Annotated in this window: 15 protein-coding genes; 4 read left to right on the forward strand and 11 right to left on the reverse strand. The window is 33.9% G+C overall.

Annotation, left to right across the window (positions count from 1 at the left end; all coding sequences use genetic code 11):
* Positions 1 to 73: 73 nt before the first annotated feature.
* Positions 74 to 526, reverse strand: a complete 453-nt coding sequence (locus PSA_RS22975; protein WP_042151103.1) for a hypothetical protein — start codon at positions 524 to 526, stop codon at positions 74 to 76.
* Positions 527 to 778: 252 nt separating this feature from the next.
* The gene (locus tag PSA_RS24955) at positions 779 to 1,708 is read right to left on the reverse strand and encodes a cysteine hydrolase family protein (RefSeq protein WP_082305879.1); all 930 of its coding nucleotides are present in this window, start codon (positions 1,706 to 1,708) and stop codon (positions 779 to 781) included.
* A gap of 78 nt (positions 1,709 to 1,786) precedes the next feature.
* Here PSA_RS24955 and PSA_RS22985 point away from each other — a divergent pair, with 78 nt between their 5' ends.
* Positions 1,787 to 2,701 (forward strand): LysR family transcriptional regulator, encoded by a 915-nt coding sequence (locus PSA_RS22985; RefSeq protein WP_082305880.1) that lies wholly within the window; start codon positions 1,787 to 1,789, stop codon positions 2,699 to 2,701.
* A gap of 322 nt (positions 2,702 to 3,023) precedes the next feature.
* Here the strand turns inward: PSA_RS22985 and PSA_RS22990 are convergent, their stop codons facing one another.
* From PSA_RS22990 to PSA_RS23025, 9 genes are all read right to left on the reverse strand, one after another.
* Positions 3,024 to 3,491 carry a hypothetical protein gene (locus PSA_RS22990; RefSeq protein ID WP_042151106.1) on the reverse strand — a complete coding sequence of 156 codons (468 nt, stop codon included), beginning with the start codon at positions 3,489 to 3,491 and terminating at the stop codon, positions 3,024 to 3,026.
* A 251-nt stretch (positions 3,492 to 3,742) separates the two neighbouring features.
* Positions 3,743 to 3,976, reverse strand: coding sequence for a hypothetical protein (locus tag PSA_RS22995; protein ID WP_042151110.1), 234 nt, complete (start codon positions 3,974 to 3,976; stop codon positions 3,743 to 3,745).
* A gap of 154 nt (positions 3,977 to 4,130) precedes the next feature.
* Positions 4,131 to 7,259, reverse strand: coding sequence for an efflux RND transporter permease subunit (locus PSA_RS23000; protein ID WP_127924221.1), 3,129 nt, complete (start codon positions 7,257 to 7,259; stop codon positions 4,131 to 4,133).
* Positions 7,260 to 7,277: 18 nt separating this feature from the next.
* Positions 7,278 to 8,429, reverse strand: coding sequence for an efflux RND transporter periplasmic adaptor subunit (locus PSA_RS23005; RefSeq protein WP_042151114.1), 1,152 nt, complete (start codon positions 8,427 to 8,429; stop codon positions 7,278 to 7,280).
* Between the two features lie 455 nt (positions 8,430 to 8,884).
* Positions 8,885 to 9,529 carry an aspartyl/asparaginyl beta-hydroxylase domain-containing protein gene (locus PSA_RS23010; RefSeq protein ID WP_052380210.1) on the reverse strand — a complete coding sequence of 215 codons (645 nt, stop codon included), beginning with the start codon at positions 9,527 to 9,529 and terminating at the stop codon, positions 8,885 to 8,887.
* A gap of 8 nt (positions 9,530 to 9,537) precedes the next feature.
* A complete protein-coding gene (locus PSA_RS25640) occupies positions 9,538 to 9,705 on the reverse strand; it encodes a hypothetical protein (RefSeq protein WP_157575828.1) in 168 nt (55 codons plus the stop codon).
* A 249-nt stretch (positions 9,706 to 9,954) separates the two neighbouring features.
* Positions 9,955 to 11,166 (reverse strand): sodium/glutamate symporter, encoded by a 1,212-nt coding sequence (gene gltS, locus PSA_RS23015; protein ID WP_059365057.1) that lies wholly within the window; start codon positions 11,164 to 11,166, stop codon positions 9,955 to 9,957.
* 103 nt (positions 11,167 to 11,269) lie between these two features.
* Positions 11,270 to 12,547, reverse strand: coding sequence for a diaminopimelate decarboxylase (locus PSA_RS23020; protein ID WP_042151118.1), 1,278 nt, complete (start codon positions 12,545 to 12,547; stop codon positions 11,270 to 11,272).
* Between the two features lie 410 nt (positions 12,548 to 12,957).
* Positions 12,958 to 13,857 (reverse strand): LysR family transcriptional regulator, encoded by a 900-nt coding sequence (locus tag PSA_RS23025; RefSeq protein WP_042151121.1) that lies wholly within the window; start codon positions 13,855 to 13,857, stop codon positions 12,958 to 12,960.
* 143 nt (positions 13,858 to 14,000) lie between these two features.
* Between PSA_RS23025 and PSA_RS23030 the strand changes: the two genes are divergently transcribed.
* From PSA_RS23030 to PSA_RS23040, 3 genes are all read left to right on the forward strand, one after another.
* The gene (locus PSA_RS23030; RefSeq protein ID WP_042151123.1) at positions 14,001 to 14,522 is read left to right on the forward strand and encodes an NADPH-dependent FMN reductase; all 522 of its coding nucleotides are present in this window, start codon (positions 14,001 to 14,003) and stop codon (positions 14,520 to 14,522) included.
* 703 nt (positions 14,523 to 15,225) lie between these two features.
* Positions 15,226 to 15,561, forward strand: a complete 336-nt coding sequence (locus PSA_RS23035) for a PadR family transcriptional regulator (protein WP_042151125.1) — start codon at positions 15,226 to 15,228, stop codon at positions 15,559 to 15,561.
* Complete coding sequence (locus PSA_RS23040) at positions 15,554 to 16,009, forward strand: permease prefix domain 1-containing protein (protein ID WP_042151128.1); 456 nt, start codon at positions 15,554 to 15,556, stop codon at positions 16,007 to 16,009. The genes PSA_RS23035 and PSA_RS23040 overlap by 8 nt, the downstream gene beginning before the upstream one ends.
* The last annotated feature ends 130 nt before the right edge of the window (positions 16,010 to 16,139 follow it).

The following is a 16,139-nucleotide window of genomic DNA, read 5'->3' on the forward strand; positions in this document are numbered from 1 at the left end:
TTTTGAGCATTTTGATTATTTAACATGATCACAGAGTTGTTGTTGTTGTTGTTACATATTTTATTCGCCTTTATTAATAAAGGCGTGTCACCCACAATAGGGTGTTCCATTGCGAATTCAACCTCTGAAGCAAAAGTGATTCTATTTGACCGCTTGCTATCATCTCATTGATATTTTTTTCATTTGGATAAAGGATATCACCATTACTTCTTCTGATTTTAGGAGCAAGTGAAGGAATAAAATCACTGACTCTCACATCAATTACGATACCAGAGATTTCACTAATTCTCTGCGAGGCTTTTAATTCAGGTTTTTCATCCAGAAGTGCTTCAATATCAGACACTCTCTTAGATAATATTTTTATTTGTTTTAGTAAATCTTGAGTTGAACAGTTACTTTGGCTTACATATGCTGAACTCATGAATCCGTTAAATAACATCTTGATATTAAATGCAGAATTTTGTTTATTATTTAAATCTGCATAAATAGATTTAGAAATTTTACCTTTTGCAGCTACATTATCCATAAAAAAAAATGATTAATGGATAAGCTCTCATGGTTGTACCTCCATTTTACCTAACACAGCTCTTGAAGCTGATTTATCAAACGAGACACCTTTTAGCTGTACTGCGAAACTAAATGAGTTTTGAATATGAAATGGTTTATTGCTTTGCAATTTAAATGTTGCAAACGCCATGTAGTTTGAACACGTGTTCAATGAATTAGCATTCCTTCATGCCCCGTCAAGGCAAGCTATGCTTGCCTTTTTATTCAAAATTTATAACAAGTCATCAAGGGATCTTATTTTTGCGCCACCAAAGGTTAAAGATAATAAATTAGCAGCAACAATTTGTTTTCCTGTAAAATCTTCATCTTTAGACGATAATTTTGGTGCTGCTATTGCATCTTCAATAACAGTACATTTATAGCCTTTATGGGTTGCTGTTCTGCAGATTGTTTGAACACAAGCCTGTGCCATAGCGCCGACTATCAAAAGATTATGAATGCCTAGCGATATTAAAGTTTGCTCCAAATCTGTATCAGTAAAGCTGTCTATGTAATGTTTAACAATCACAACTTCATTATCTCTAGGGGCGACACTATGGTGAATTTCAATGCCATTTGATTCAGGAGCAAAAAAAGCAGCTTGTTTGTCTTCGAAAATATGTTGTATATGAATAATAGGCAGATTTTCATCTCTAAATTTATTTAATAATTTACTTGCTTGATTTGCTGCGATCTTAGTTTCTTCCAATTGAAATTTACCATTTTCAAAATAATCGTTTTGAAAGTCAACCAATACCAAAGCTGAGCGTTTATCATCAGTTAAAGGTTCGCTCAATTGTGTTAAAACACTAAAATCATCTTCTTCTAAATACCATTGACCATCGTCAGCTAAAGTCCAAAGCTCTTTTGTAATAAAACCACTAGCAATATTCATACTCCAGTTTGCAGATAATATAGCTTGTGTAGCGCTGAGTACTTTTATCTGAACGTTTTTATAAACTAAATCTGTTGGATTACTTTTTGCAAAACCTTGCCAAAAATTAGATATCTCAGATTTAGAATTAAAGCGTCCAAAAGGATGTACTTGCATAAATGCATTTGATGTATATCTGTCTATACACGCATTTACGTCACCATTATTAAAGCTATTTATCCAGTTTTGACTCGCTTGCATTACTTCTTTTCTAATTGATTGGCTCATGATGTGTTTCCTTGTTATTTGATTAAGTTAAGTATATTGTTTATCAAATAATAGATAATCACCTAAAAAGTGAAATATATGTTCATTAAATCTGAACAAAAGAAACTTGCATATCAAATGTTAGTGTTTGATGAAGTTGTTAATAAAGGATCATTTACTTTAGCAGCACACTCACTTGGTCATACAAAATCTGCTGTTAGTTTGTACATAACACAACTAGAAACTGCATTGGATACCAGATTATTAACTAGAAGTACACGCACATTAAACTTAACACCTTCAGGTGAGTTGCTAGTAAAAAGAAGTGAGCAATTAGTCAATTTACTATCTGATACATTACAAGATTTAGATACATATAATAATGAGCCCGCTGGGCGTATTACAATTACAGCGCCCCATGCTTTTGAAACAAACTTAATCACACCGATTATTGCTAATTTATGTGATGAGTACACAAAACTTACACCTGAGTTAATCTACACTGATGAACGTTTAGATTTACTTAATAATCAACTAGATTTGGCTATCAGCGTCGGCCCACAAAAAGACAGTAATTATAAAGCTGTATTAATTGGTAAACTCGATAGTGTACTGGTCGCATCGCCTAAATACATTGCAAATGCAACAGAGATCACAAGCGAAAATTTAAACATTCAATCCTTAGTCGTTTTACCCTGGCAAATAGACAGTGTTATAAACTGTCTTAAAGATGAAGATTTAATTTTTGATAGTAATACTTTGATAAAAATGAATACATCAACAAGTGCAATTAACAGTATAAAGTGTGGATTAGGCATAGGACTGCTGCCGTCTGTTTTTATAAAAGAAGAATTGACATTAGGGCAATTACAGAGGGTTTTACCTGAGTACTCAGGGCAGCAAAGAGATGTATATGCAGTCCATTCATATCAAAATAAATTACCCGTTGTGCTTCGAAAATTTATAAATGAATTAAAAAGAAAGTTTATAAATCAAATGGTCGTAAATACTTAATACCATTTTTTACTGTGTTTTAAATAATTCTAAATCCAACAAAGAAGATGGGTGTGTGTACCATGTGTAAAATACCACCCATAATTTATTAGATAATAAGTTATAAAATGACTAATGCAGTAATATTATTTTTACCTATCATCTCGACAGCCATTATAGTTTTAATCACTTCATTCTTAGTTTTTATGCGGAATACAAGTTTAAAGTTCTTTTAAAAAATTAACAAAAGCCAACTAGGTCGTTGGCTTTTTCATTAGGCGTCAATAAACTGCACCTGCTATCACAGTGATATAAACTGTTTGACGAATACCTAACATTGAATTTAGTGTTTTTCTACAGTCCCAATATCTGGTCTATTTGAATGTTGATGATCTACTGCATATTTACTATCTGGTGCCGGAGGTGGCATATGTTGATGTTGTCTTGAGGGTTTTATTTCCTGACCTTCCGGAAGTGGTTGTGGTGGTAGCGCATCTAAAGCAAGCTTAGAATTCACGCTTTTTTTAAGTATTGTAGTTTGATTAACTTTAGTTGATTTATCATCATCTAAGATATTATTACTCATTACATCATGGTTTATTTCAGAAAATTGTTCGTTACTTTTTTGACGCTGTTCATCAGAGGTTAAATTATCTGTTGTTGTATTACTGACATGACTTGAAAGTATGGCGTTAGTTTCACTCGATGTTAGTTCGGTATTATTATTTTGTGAAAATACATAAATGATTGAGATCAAGCAGGCTAAAACCGCTAAAAAAATGATTCTTGTTCTGTTTGTAGTTGTTTTCATAATTCACTCACATTTCATGGATATTGTATGCAAAATATCATGTATTTATACTGTAAATCAAGTAAACCATACCTGTGACTCCCTTATATCAATTATATGTTAGGTAAGTATGAGATTACTCATGATTTAATTTATGAAATATATTCTGTATAAATATAAAAAAGGCGGCTGAGATAAACCTATTTTGTTCAGGACTATCATTGTTGTTTCTGAAAAATTTAGAATATCTTAGTGAGGATATCTTCATCATTTTAAGTAAGGGGCACACCAGTTCCAATACTAATGGATTTTAATTGTGTACGCATTGCATTCACCCAATTTTTTGCTATTGGCGTCAGTTTATCGGCAATATTGTGATCATTTGCATAAGAGAAAGAGGTAACAATAACAGCTTCCAATTCATTTACAGGAGAAATAACAAACGCTTTAGCATTTATAATGCAAAGGAAAACAATGACAAAGAAATTTATCAAATGTGATTTCATATTTTTTGTTCTATTTAAATTGTGGAAATTATTTACTTATATTTTGTTTTAAATTAGGTAATTGTAATAAATTTGTATGTTCATTTATTACTGGTTTTAATAAATAAAAATGCCGTCATATTGCATGACGACATTTTTGTTTTAGGTGTTAAATTTAAGCTTCAGCAGTGTCCGTTTTATTCTTACGCGCTGAAAATTTACGTTTTAATGCACGTATTGGGGTACGAACATCTTGACCTATAATGTATAAACAGGGCACTAATACCAGTGTGATCACAGTCGCAAACATCACAGCAAAACCAAGCGAAACAGCCATAGGTATAACAAACCTTGCTTGTAAGCTGGTTTCGAACATAATCGGTAATACACCAACAAATGTCGTAATAGAGGTTAATGTGATTGCTCTGAATCTTGCACAACCAGCCTCTAATACAGCATCACGTATAGATGCGCCAGCTTTACGAGCTTGGTTAATATAATCTGTCATTACCAAACTATCATTGATCACAACACCCGCGGCAGCTATGATGCCAAAGAATGACATCATGCTTAAATCTAAACCAAAGAAGAAATGGCCCCAAATTGCCCCCGTTAAACTAAATGGAATAACTGACATAATAATAAGAGGTTGCGTATAACTTTGAAGTGGCACAGCAAGTAATATATAAACAATGATCATCCCAGCAACAAAAAACAATATTTGCTCATTTTGTTGCGCTTGTTGCTCTTCTATAGAGCCTCCAAGTTCTGTTTTCACCGTTGGAAATAACTTTTTAAGTTCAGGTAAAAGCGTGTCATCTATGCTTTTAACTACTTCATTAGGTTCAACAGTTTCTTCATCAATGGCACCATATATATAAACTGTACGATAACCACCTTCACGGCGTATATAGCTTATGCCAGGTTTTTCAGACAAAGCGACCACATCTCCCAGCATGACTTCTTTGCCGTTTTTAGTTGAGATAACAGTATATTTAAGTGAGGCAAAAGCTTCACGGGTGAGTTTAGGGTAACGTACCATGACACGAACTTCTTCACCGTTTCGTATTACACGTTGTGCTTCACCGCCATAAAAACTCGCACCAACTTGATTTGCGATTGTTACCAGATCGAGTCCTAAATCATAAGCGACGGGTAATAAAGTTAATTGCACTTCTTTACTGGCAGGATCAATGGTTGAACTAATATCAAACAGACCTTTTTCTTGTTGTAACATCGCAATAAATTGTAGTCCGGCTTTATTCAAAGTTTCAACGTCTGGGCCATATAGCAGGTAGCCAAACTCACCGTCTGAACCTGAGCCATTCACATCATCTTGTATAGTGATTGATTTTAATCCTGGTATTTTTGGCAATAACTCACGCCAGCGTCGAGATAACTCAAATGTACTAAATGGTCTCAAATCTTCATCAACTAAAGGTACTAAGATCCTTGCTTCAGTTCTGCTTTGATTAAATGCAAGTAAGTCTCTTACCATGCCTTGATCAAATTCAGACTTGGTTTGCTCTTCAACTCGCCAAACAACCGCTTCAATTGTTTTTAAAGCAGAAATTGTTTGCTGATCTGAAATATTATCGTTCATTTCAATTTCAATGCTTGGGAAATCATGTGGCACTTTTGGATTTGGAACCGTACGTACTAAATTAGAAGAGATCAAAGCAAAGCTAATGATCAGTAATCCAATAAACGCAGATAAGACTAACCAACGCCACTCAACCGCTCTTGTTATTGCACGTCTATAAGGTCCATTTACAAATCCCATAAAACGTTTATTAAACTTCGCTCTCCAACTGTTTTCAGGAATAGGGGTAAAGGTAGAGTGAGCTAAATGTGCAGGTAATATGAGTTTAGATTCAATTAAGCTAAATGCTAAACATAGAATAACAACAACTGCGATACCGTAAAAGAAAGCACTTTCAGGACCGCTTGATAGGGTGAATGGCGCAAATACAGCCATAGTTGTTAGTACACCAAAAGTTGCAGGAGTAGCTACTTTTTTAGCTCCTTTGACAACATTTTCAACACCACCTCCTGACTTTTCGATTTCACTATAGGCACTTTCACCTATTACAATTGCATCATCAACTACAATCCCCAAAACCATAATAAAAGCAAATAGGGAAATTATATTAACGCTTACACCTAAAATTGGCATCATCAATACAGCACCTAAAAAACACACAGGTAAGCCTATCATCACCCAAATTGCTAACTTAAAGCGTAAAAAAAGCGTGAGCATCAGTGCTACCATGATTGAACCTTGAATGAGGTTTTTCAGCATCATATCTAGGCGTGCGTTGAGATAATAAGTCATATCAACTATGGTTTTTAGCTCTAAACCAGGAGGTAATGTTTTATTTCTTTGTTCAATAAAGGCTTTAACAGACTCTGCGACAGGGATCATATTTTGATCTTTAGTCGCTTTAACTGACATAAACATCGCGTTACTACCAGAATATTTAAAATAGCGTTCACCTTCAGTGAAACCATCTTTAATAACAGCAATATCTTGCAATAACACTTTTGCGCCATTTTCACCTATTTTTATTGGTATTTGGCGGAATTCATCACCATTATAATATTGGTTTTCGATTCTAACAGAAATAAAACCAGTATCAGTACGTAACTGACCTGCAGAAAAATTAGCTGAATGTCGGCTTATCGCATTACTTACATCACTTAAAGATAAATTATATTTACGTAAGTTTTCAGGCTGTATTTCAATTGCAATTTCATCTTCTGGTACATTTAAATTAACTAAAGATACGTTTTGAAGTTGCAATAATTCGTCTTCTATTTGTTGGGCGATGGGTTTTAGCTGTGTTAAAGGTAAATCACCGACTAGAGACATCTCTATAACATCTTGCTGAAACTCCGCTTGATAAATAGTGACAGGTTCCATCCCAGCAGGGAAGGTGGCTATGCCATCAACTCTTAATTTAATTTTATCCAATACATCCGATAAATTTTTATTTGGATCGATTTCTAAAGAAATACGGCCACTATTACGAAATGACCGGGATACACCTTTTTTTATCTCTGTTACATCTTTAATTGATTCTTCAATTTTTATTAAGATGCTTTCTTCAATTTCTTGGGGTGATGCACCTGGGTAAGATGCATTGATATTGATGTAATTGATTTCAATATTTGGAAACATTTGCCTTTGGATTGTTAAATAACTCAATATACCCATAATGATGATAAATCCCATCATCAAGTTAGCGGCAACGGGGTTATTAGCAAAATAAGCTATGATCCCTGTTTGTTTTTGCTGTGTCATATTTATAAATTCCTTTTACTACAATTTTTCAGTCGTTAAAACATCAGAATCAGCGATATTTACCTGCATCCCTTTTTGAGGATATTCAGGTAAGGTAACAACTAATTTATCTTGATTGTTTAAACCTTGATTAACTAAAAAGAACTCTCCTTCCTCTCTAATTACTTGCACTTGCTTGGCTTCTAACTTGTCTTGTGAATCTACAACCCAAACTGTACGGTTATTAACAAGTTCTTGTGGTAATTTATAAATTTTTTGCAGTGTTTGTCCTGCAAAATTAACTTCAACATAGCTGCCGAATTTAATCACGGGCAAATCAGAATCCAAACCGTAAGGGTCCTGAATTCTAACAACTAAGTTACTCATACGCGTATCACTATCTACTACGCCTAAATCACGAGAGATAATTGCATCACGTTTAAAAGCATTTAGCCCTTTTTTACTAACTGTCGCATGTAAGCCATTTAAATTATTTGGTAAAAACGCACTATCAAAGCCAGCGATTGGTATCAACACTTCAGCTGACTCTATGTTATTTAGTACTGCAACAGTAGAGCCGGTGTTAACAAATTGACCAAGGCCGATATTTTTTGAAATAACTAGGGCATCAAAGGGAGCCTTAACTTCACATTTTGCTAGATTACGTTGTGCACGCTTTAGAGCTGCTTGAGCAGATTTTACTGCAGCTTGTGCACTTAATACTTGAGGTTTTCTAAGATATAAATCTGTGAACTTTTTAGTAGGAAAACGTTTCGCTTCATCAATAGCGACTTCTTGTTTTGCATTCTCTTCTATCAATGCCGCTTTAGCACTAACCAACTGAGCTTGAGCTTGTAATAAGTCTGCTTCATAGTTATCTTTTTCAATAGTGAATAAAATATCACCACGATGAACCAAGCCACCAGGAATAAAGCTTGGATGCCATTGAATGACTTCACCTTGAACTTGCGCTGCTAGTTGCGTACTTTCTAAAGGTGCAACTTCTCCATAACTAGTAATTACAATTTGATGATCACTTGCTGTTATATTTTCCACTTTAACAGTTGGGCGACTATCAACTGCTTTTTTTTCTTCAGTATTTTTGGCAATCGCATTAATTGTTACAGAACTACCAATACATGACGCTAAAACAACAACAGGTAATAGGCCTTTTATCCATTTTTGATTCATTTTATTCACCTTGAAAGCACAATTGAGATGATAATATCAAAAACCTATAAATATATGTAAATTGATTTGTAAGTTTGTGTTTATATATTGCTTAAATATATTGAACGATACATATGCCAGGTAATTGATAAGTCAGAAAAATGCTATTTAATATAAAGACATTTCTGCGGTATCCAATTTTTCATCTTGCTATTATTTTCAGATAGCCAAAGTTTAGCTGCGCTGTGATATGACATCATAAGCCTCTGCATCAATTAACTTTCCTTGGGTAGTCAATTGGGTCTGTTTTTCAGCCATAGTGCTTTGCAATACTTAGACCTGAATATGCGCAATATTATGTTTTAAAATATACCATTAGCCCGTGCTTGGGTAAGTGACATATTCAACCTATAGACCTTGGCTTATGTAAATCTCGCCTAAGATGTATGAAACTACGATTTGAGATGACCAATTATTTAATCTATTAATATCATTGAAAATAACACGTTACTTAATAAAATTAATATACCTAAAAAAACACATAATAAAATGAGATTAAAACACCACTTAAATGGATAATATAACTTTGGGTTTTGCTTTTTAAAGGCTGTTAGAAAAGGTGTCACTTTAGCAAATAATTTATTAACGATACCGGCTTGATCATCGGGTAAATTAGGCACCAACACCTTACTAATTAAAAACGTATAAATTTTGTTAAATAGCTTCCCAAAAATATTAATTGGACGCTCGATGTCACACATTAGGATTAAACGTATATCTTGGCTGTTGTTTTCTACATAATGCAGACACGTGTCATAATAAATAAAGGCTTCACCATCTTTCCAAGATTGTTTAGTACCATCAACATTAATAAAACAGCATTCATTATTAGGTGTATTTAACCCTAAATAGTACCTAAAAGAACAGGCAACAGGATCTAAGTGACGGGTTAATTTTGACTTTGTAAGTAGTAATGTGAACATAGCACCATTGACCGAAGGTATTTGATTCAATAATTCAACAGTTTTTGGACAATGTAGCAGAGTTGAGGCTAGTGACGTATCAAGTACAGTAGAATTAACTCCAGCAATATTTGTAGAATGTACGAAAACCGACATCATAAAAACTGCTATTTTCTTTTGAAATCGTTTTGTTCAAAAAAGCCTTTATCATGCAGTCCTTGTGCTTCTTGTGCGATTTTTTGCCAGCTCTCTTCAACGATATTTAATTTATTAAACTTCTCAGTTTTAACAAATGCTTTTTGTGCAAAGCGTTTTGTACATATAAAGAAAAACATTTAAAGGCGCAAAGATTGGCTAACCTTTTCGTAGATATTCTGCAAAAGAGTTGAACCTAGCTTGGCCTCGAAATCTATAAACATAAATCACAGAACATAAAGGAAACAGGAAAAATACAACAAACGTAAAAATTGAGGTCATAATAAAAGTAAGTAATTAAATAGTTCAAAATTATAAAAGAAGAGGATTCTAATAAAAAACCAAGACATATTATCGCCTTGGTTTAAAATTGTATTTTAAATAAGCACTTAGGGAGTTACAAAAGGCAGACTTAAATAAAACTGAATAACTAACGCATTGGTTATATCTATAAAGAACGCACCAACCAATGGCACAACTAAAAAAGCCTGTGGAGAGGGGCCATGGCGTGCAACTAACGCTTCCATATTAGCAACGGCTGTAGGAGTTGCACCTAAACCAAAACCACAATGGCCGCCTGCCATAATTGCAGCATTATAGTTTTTCCCCATAATTCTAAAAGTGACAAAATAAGCAAACAACATTAATACGATAGTTTGGGCGAATATGATAAATACCATAGGGCCAGCAAGATTAACCAGCTCCCAAACTTTTAGTGACATTAATGCCATAGCTAAAAATAGTGATAACGCCATGGTACCCCATAAATCGATACATGCACGGCTGATACTATATACCTTAGATAATTCACATAAATTAGTTGCTATCACACCAAATAACAAGGGTATTAAGAATGAAGGCAATACAACGCCTGCTTCTTTTAAACCAACATAACCTAAGTGGCCTAATGTCATACATAATAAAATAATGAAAAGTGTTTCCATCATAGATTTAGGGGTTACTAAATCGTGATCTTCAGGATTAAAAGTAACCGTGTCATCGAGTTCTTCATGATATTCGTCAGCTTTTAAATTGTATTTAGTAATTAGACGTTTGCTTACTGGCCCACCAACTAAGCCACCTAACACTAAACCTAAAGTCGCTGCCGCCATTGCTAATTCAAAGAAGCTTGAGGGCATACCATATTCTGTAATAAATAAATCAGCATAAGTTGCGCCATTACCATGACCACCAGATAAAGTAACAGAACCACCAATTAAACCCATTAGTGGCTCAATACCTGAAGCCATAGCTAAAGATACGCCAAGGGCGTTTTGAATCAATAAGTACAAGGTTGCAACACCTAAAAATAAAACAACTTTAGGACCACCTTTTAATAAAAGTTTAAAACTTGCACCTAATCCAACCGTTGTAAAGAATATTGTCATCAACGGTGCTTTAAAGCTCATATCAAACTGCACATGAAAATTAAATAAGCTATGTGCAATTGCTGCAAGAAATGAAAATATGATGCCACCAACTACAGGCTCTGGTATATTGTTGTTTCTTAAAAAGGCGACTTTACTGTTACAAAAATAACCTGTAAACAGAATCACCAGTGCGACTAATACTGTTTCTATTATGCCAACTTCGATATCCATTGGAGAATTTTTCCTCTTCTTGTTTATATGATTGGTCAATCGGAATTATGTTACGATCTATCGTGAAAAATACTCGCAGACCGCAATTTTTCTCGGCATTCCGTTACATTTTATTGAGAACATTTTCAAGAGAATCTGATTTACGGATGCATTTGATTGTTAAATCATCATCTTTACCAGTTATGGCAAATACTGCCACTCTAGGTAGACTGTTGTAGTCAAAGTGGTTACTAAAATAATAGCCTCCGGTATCATGTACCATTACATAATCATTTTGTTCTAAATTAGGCAATTGTTGGTTTTTACAAATTAAATCACCTGCAAAACAACATGGGCCAGCAACGTCTGTTGTCACTAATGGAGAAATTTCTTCAGTTCGTTCCTCACCTGTTGGTAAAAATCCAGTGACTCTTAGAGGCCATGAATTAGGTAGAAAAGCAGTACGGGTAAGAATTTGAGCACCAGCATGTGTTGTTGCGATATGGCGGTTACCAGAATTTTTAGTGTATTCAACTCGTGTTACTATTACACCGTTTTTAGCTGCAATAGCACGACCAAACTCAGTTTTAACTTGGTATTTATCAGTAAATAGTAATGGTACAGTTTTTTGCAAAATATCTGCATATTGTTTAAATGTCGGTGAGATTTCTTCTGATGCAAAATTTACAGGCAATCCACCACCAATATCTAATCTAACTATTTGTTGCGAGCCAATTGTTTCATTTATTTCTTCTGCTAACTCAGTGATAACAGCAATACCTTGCGCCATGAGTTCAAGCTCACACCCTTGAGAACCCGTATGAGTATGAATGCTTTTCAGCCAAGGACGTTGTTTATATATTTCGATTAACTCATTTCTATTATCGTTATCATTTAATGCATAACCAAACTTTGATGTAGCTGTAGCTGTACTTGTTGAGCTGATTTTTCCGCTGCCAATTTGTGGGTTTACTCGAAAACCAATAATTGATTTTGTATTAGGATATTGCAGCATTAGTGCATCTATACGAGCAAGTTCTTGTAGGTTATCAATATTTAAAGATATACCATTTTTAAGACAGGTTGTTAAGTCGTCTATTGTTTTAGCTGGCGAATCAAAAATGATATTCTCTACTTCGTAACCCGCTTTTAAAGCGATTAATAATTCTCCTGGGCTTGCAACCTCAGCGCCCATGCCAGATTTTCTAAGTGACTTTAATACTTCTACTAATGCATTCGCTTTAACTGCAAAAGTATGGGTGAAATTTTTAGGAAAAGAAGCATATACATCATCAACTGTTTTATCTAATCGTTCGAAGTCCATGATCCCAATAGCGGTTAAGTTATTATCGATTATATTTTCGTTGATGGCTTTTTGAATTATTTTTTGCTTTCTTGTCATGGGTTATCTCTAAATTCTGTGACTTAAAATGTGATCATCTATTTAAATTTTGATAATCGCTGTCAACGTTTCACCATATTTTAATACAAGTGAAAACTTGATAAGTGAATGACAATAAAAAAGGCCTATAACTAGAAATTTATTATCTTAAGAAACTATTGTCTCACTTATTTGATAAATCCAAGATAAGTTAGCAGTGAAAAAAAGAACAATGTTAAAGCTTTGCGAGTGTATAACTTTTGGTTATGGGCTTTAGGTGAACTGGTGAATTTTAGGCAAAAAAAAACGCGTTTAAAAACGCGCGAATATTACTCTAGGGAAATCATCTAACTCGTAATATAAGAGTCATGGAATTAAAATAAGTTCATAAAATTTTAATAAATTTATAATTATCTCAAAATCACTTATTATTAAGAGATGTTTTGAGTTAACAGTTCTATAAAACACCTTACTTTTGGAGATAAATGTTTTCTACTTGGATATAAAGCAAATACATCTATCGTTTGTGATTGATAGTCATCAAATAGGATTTCTAATTTGTCTGATTTTAATTCATTTGCCAGATAAAATTCAGGTAATCTGCATATACCATGACCAGCTAAAACCATAGCCAGTTGCATTTCGGCATTATTAGATAATACCTTTTGTGGTACATCTACATAAATAGCTTCACCTTTTCTCGTGGTATACATCCAACGCGTTGGGTTTTTAAGATTGGAATAACACATACATTGATGGTTTATGAGTTCCTCTGGTGTTTTGGGTTTGCCATGCTTTTTAACATAATCAGTTGATGCAACTGTGTACCCTAAAAATGATTTAAGCTTTTTACATATCAGACTAGAATCTTCAAGCGCAGTTGTTGCTCGAATAACTAAGTCAAAACCATCTTGTATAACATCAACCTGACGGTCACTAAAATCTATATCTAAACTCACTTCGGGATATTTGGTTAAATACTCAACTAAAATTGGCTTTAGGTAAATAGACCCAAAACCCAGTGGACAGCTTATTTTCAATGTACCTTTAGGCGATATATTACTTTGATCTAAAATTCCTTGCGCTTGCTCGGCATCAAATATGATTTGCTGGCATTGATTATTAAACGCTTTTCCCTCAGGCGTTAAACTGATAGAGCGTGTTGTTCTGTTTAATAATCTGATCCCTAACCTTGCTTCAAGTTTATTGATTTCTTTACTGATATACGAAGTAGAGTGACCAGTAGCAAACGCCGCAGCCGAGAAGCCACCTGTCGTTACAACCTGATTAAAGATCACAATACCATCAAACAACTTTGTATTAACTGCCATTTGGAAATAATCCTTTTACATTTAGGTTATTAATCTTTATTTGGAATGAATGTATAGTTTACACATCGAAACGCAGATAAGTCATCATATTTTTAAAATGACTTATAAGTTATATAAAATCAGATACAAAATGAGGGTATATCATGAAAGTATTAGCATTCGCAGCGAGCAACAGCAAAAATTCAATCAACAAGCAGTTAGCAACATATACAGCAAACTTAGTTGAAAATTCAGAAGTAGAAATCTTAGATATAAACGACTATGAAATGCCAATTTTCAGTGAAGATCGTGAAAAAGAGCTAGGTCATCCAGCACAAGCGCAAGCATTTTATAAAAAGCTAGGAGAAGCTGATACGATTATAGTTTCTTTTGCAGAACATAATGGGTCATATACAGCGGCATATAAAAACTTATTTGATTGGACTTCTCGGATCGATATGAAAGTTTTTCAAAATAAACCTATGCTTATGTTAGCAACTTCACCAGGTCCTGGCGGGGCAGCCAGTGTATTAGCAGCAGCGTCAGGTTCAGCGCCTTATTTTGCAGCGGATGTAAAATCCAGTATTTCCATCCCAAGCTTTTACGACAATTTTGATGTAGAAACAGGTCAATTAACTAACCCAGAATTAATCGACAAATTATTAACGGCTATATCACTTTTATAAAACTTGGTTATCAAATACCCTCAATGGGTCATTTATAACGAAACAATCTAATATTCAAATGATTGAATATTAGATTGTGCTTTATTTATGGTCCATTTTCAATTTTTGAATGACTAAGTAACAAACATACCAACAGAATTCACTTCATAGTTGATAGTTTGTAAATTTAATATGCCCAGATGCTCACCTCCGTCTGCTGTACTTGAATGCTTCCATAAAACAGTGACGGCACTTTTTCTTTTTAAAATACCAACAAATTCTTTTGAATTATTTAGTGAAGTGAGAATGGGTTATTGTTGCTATTGCTGTTCGTCCTCTTTTTCAGGTTGAGCGCTTACCTATCTTCAAGCATATAGTTTGAAAACAAGTTACCAGTTTTTATTCTTTACTCCTTAAACAATGTTATCCCAAATCGGCTCGGCTATTTGTAAAATTTAAGCAACAGGTGTAGCTAATATGTCCATTGATATTTCCTTAACGTTTTAAGTTCAGAGCAATTTTTTTATTATTTGAAAAACTGATTAACTAAACTATCAATTATAAGAAACGATAACCATTCTGATATCGATAGTTTTTGGTAATCTTTTATGTCAGATATCAGTATAAATTAACATCAAATTTATTGTCTGATAAACAAATATACTTTACTTACCTAGAACTTCTATGTATAAATATACATAGAAGTTCTAGGCAAGGTGTAAAAATGAATTATTCAAAAGATTTTGTAGCAGCATCCACAACACCATTGATCTTAGCAATATTGAAAAATGGTCAAAGCTATGGCTATGCCATTATTCAAAAAGTAAATGAATTGTCTGATGGAAAAATGCGATGGGCTGATGGTATGTTGTACCCAATATTACATAGACTTCAGAAAAAAGAATTTATACTTGCTATATGGGGAGTCAGTGATACCGGGCGAAAAAGAAAGTATTACCAACTTACCGGTGCAGGTGAGGCCGAACTTATTGCGCAACGAAGTAATTGGAAACAACTCGATAAAATGTTGGATCAGTTAGCAGGAGATGATGATGTTTAATTTAAACCAAGCAATACAGCAATGGTGTGAGTTGGTACTGAGTAATGACAGTATCAAAAGTAAAAATATAGATGAGCTTATTGATCATCTTTATTGTGAAGTTGAACAATTTATTAAAAATGGTAAAAGTGAAGAGCAAGCGTTTAAAGCGGCGATAGAAAAAATGGGAGAAATAGATATGCTAGCTGGTGAATACGAAAAAAACCGATCTTTTTTACAAAAGTTATGTGCGTTTGAATATGGTACTGTAGGCCAAAATACCAATCCAAACAAAACTAAATCAAGCATACTTTCGCAATCGATATTGTGGGCCTCAGCGATGATCGCTAGCGCTTTAATAATTACAAATGAAAAAGAAGCTTTTAGCGTTATTTTTCTTGTATTATTACCACTGAGCTTAGCTAATATTATCGCTTTAAGAAAAAATAATAAAAGAAATAAAAATTAACTTATTTGTAACCGTTCGGCCTTTCTGTCCACACGCTGGCTTATCTGATTTATCTTTGGTTTGTTTTTCTCGGTTAATATCTTTTGATGGCGCAATACGACTATTTTTACTGTTAAGTCCCAATTTACTG

This window comes from Pseudoalteromonas sp. '520P1 No. 423', from assembly GCF_001269985.1.
In the GTDB taxonomy this organism is placed as follows: Bacteria; Pseudomonadota; Gammaproteobacteria; order Enterobacterales; family Alteromonadaceae; genus Pseudoalteromonas.

What these genes read in the sequence shown, in the direction of transcription:
- PSA_RS22975 (WP_042151103.1), bottom strand. Translation starts at nt 526, where the DNA reads ATGGATAATGTAGCTGCAAAAGGTAAAATTTCTAAATCTATTTATGCA.
- PSA_RS24955 (WP_082305879.1), bottom strand. Translation starts at nt 1,708, where the DNA reads ATGAGCCAATCAATTAGAAAAGAAGTAATGCAAGCGAGTCAAAACTGG.
- PSA_RS22985 (WP_082305880.1), top strand. Translation starts at nt 1,787, where the DNA reads ATGTTCATTAAATCTGAACAAAAGAAACTTGCATATCAAATGTTAGTG.
- PSA_RS22990 (WP_042151106.1), bottom strand. Translation starts at nt 3,491, where the DNA reads ATGAAAACAACTACAAACAGAACAAGAATCATTTTTTTAGCGGTTTTA.
- PSA_RS22995 (WP_042151110.1), bottom strand. Translation starts at nt 3,976, where the DNA reads ATGAAATCACATTTGATAAATTTCTTTGTCATTGTTTTCCTTTGCATT.
- PSA_RS23000 (WP_127924221.1), bottom strand. Translation starts at nt 7,259, where the DNA reads ATGACACAGCAAAAACAAACAGGGATCATAGCTTATTTTGCTAATAAC.
- PSA_RS23005 (WP_042151114.1), bottom strand. Translation starts at nt 8,429, where the DNA reads ATGAATCAAAAATGGATAAAAGGCCTATTACCTGTTGTTGTTTTAGCG.
- PSA_RS23010 (WP_052380210.1), bottom strand. Translation starts at nt 9,529, where the DNA reads ATGATGTCGGTTTTCGTACATTCTACAAATATTGCTGGAGTTAATTCT.
- PSA_RS25640 (WP_157575828.1), bottom strand. Translation starts at nt 9,705, where the DNA reads ATGTTTTTCTTTATATGTACAAAACGCTTTGCACAAAAAGCATTTGTT.
- gltS (WP_059365057.1), bottom strand. Translation starts at nt 11,166, where the DNA reads ATGGATATCGAAGTTGGCATAATAGAAACAGTATTAGTCGCACTGGTG.
- PSA_RS23020 (WP_042151118.1), bottom strand. Translation starts at nt 12,547, where the DNA reads ATGACAAGAAAGCAAAAAATAATTCAAAAAGCCATCAACGAAAATATA.
- PSA_RS23025 (WP_042151121.1), bottom strand. Translation starts at nt 13,857, where the DNA reads ATGGCAGTTAATACAAAGTTGTTTGATGGTATTGTGATCTTTAATCAG.
- PSA_RS23030 (WP_042151123.1), top strand. Translation starts at nt 14,001, where the DNA reads ATGAAAGTATTAGCATTCGCAGCGAGCAACAGCAAAAATTCAATCAAC.
- PSA_RS23035 (WP_042151125.1), top strand. Translation starts at nt 15,226, where the DNA reads ATGAATTATTCAAAAGATTTTGTAGCAGCATCCACAACACCATTGATC.
- PSA_RS23040 (WP_042151128.1), top strand. Translation starts at nt 15,554, where the DNA reads ATGTTTAATTTAAACCAAGCAATACAGCAATGGTGTGAGTTGGTACTG.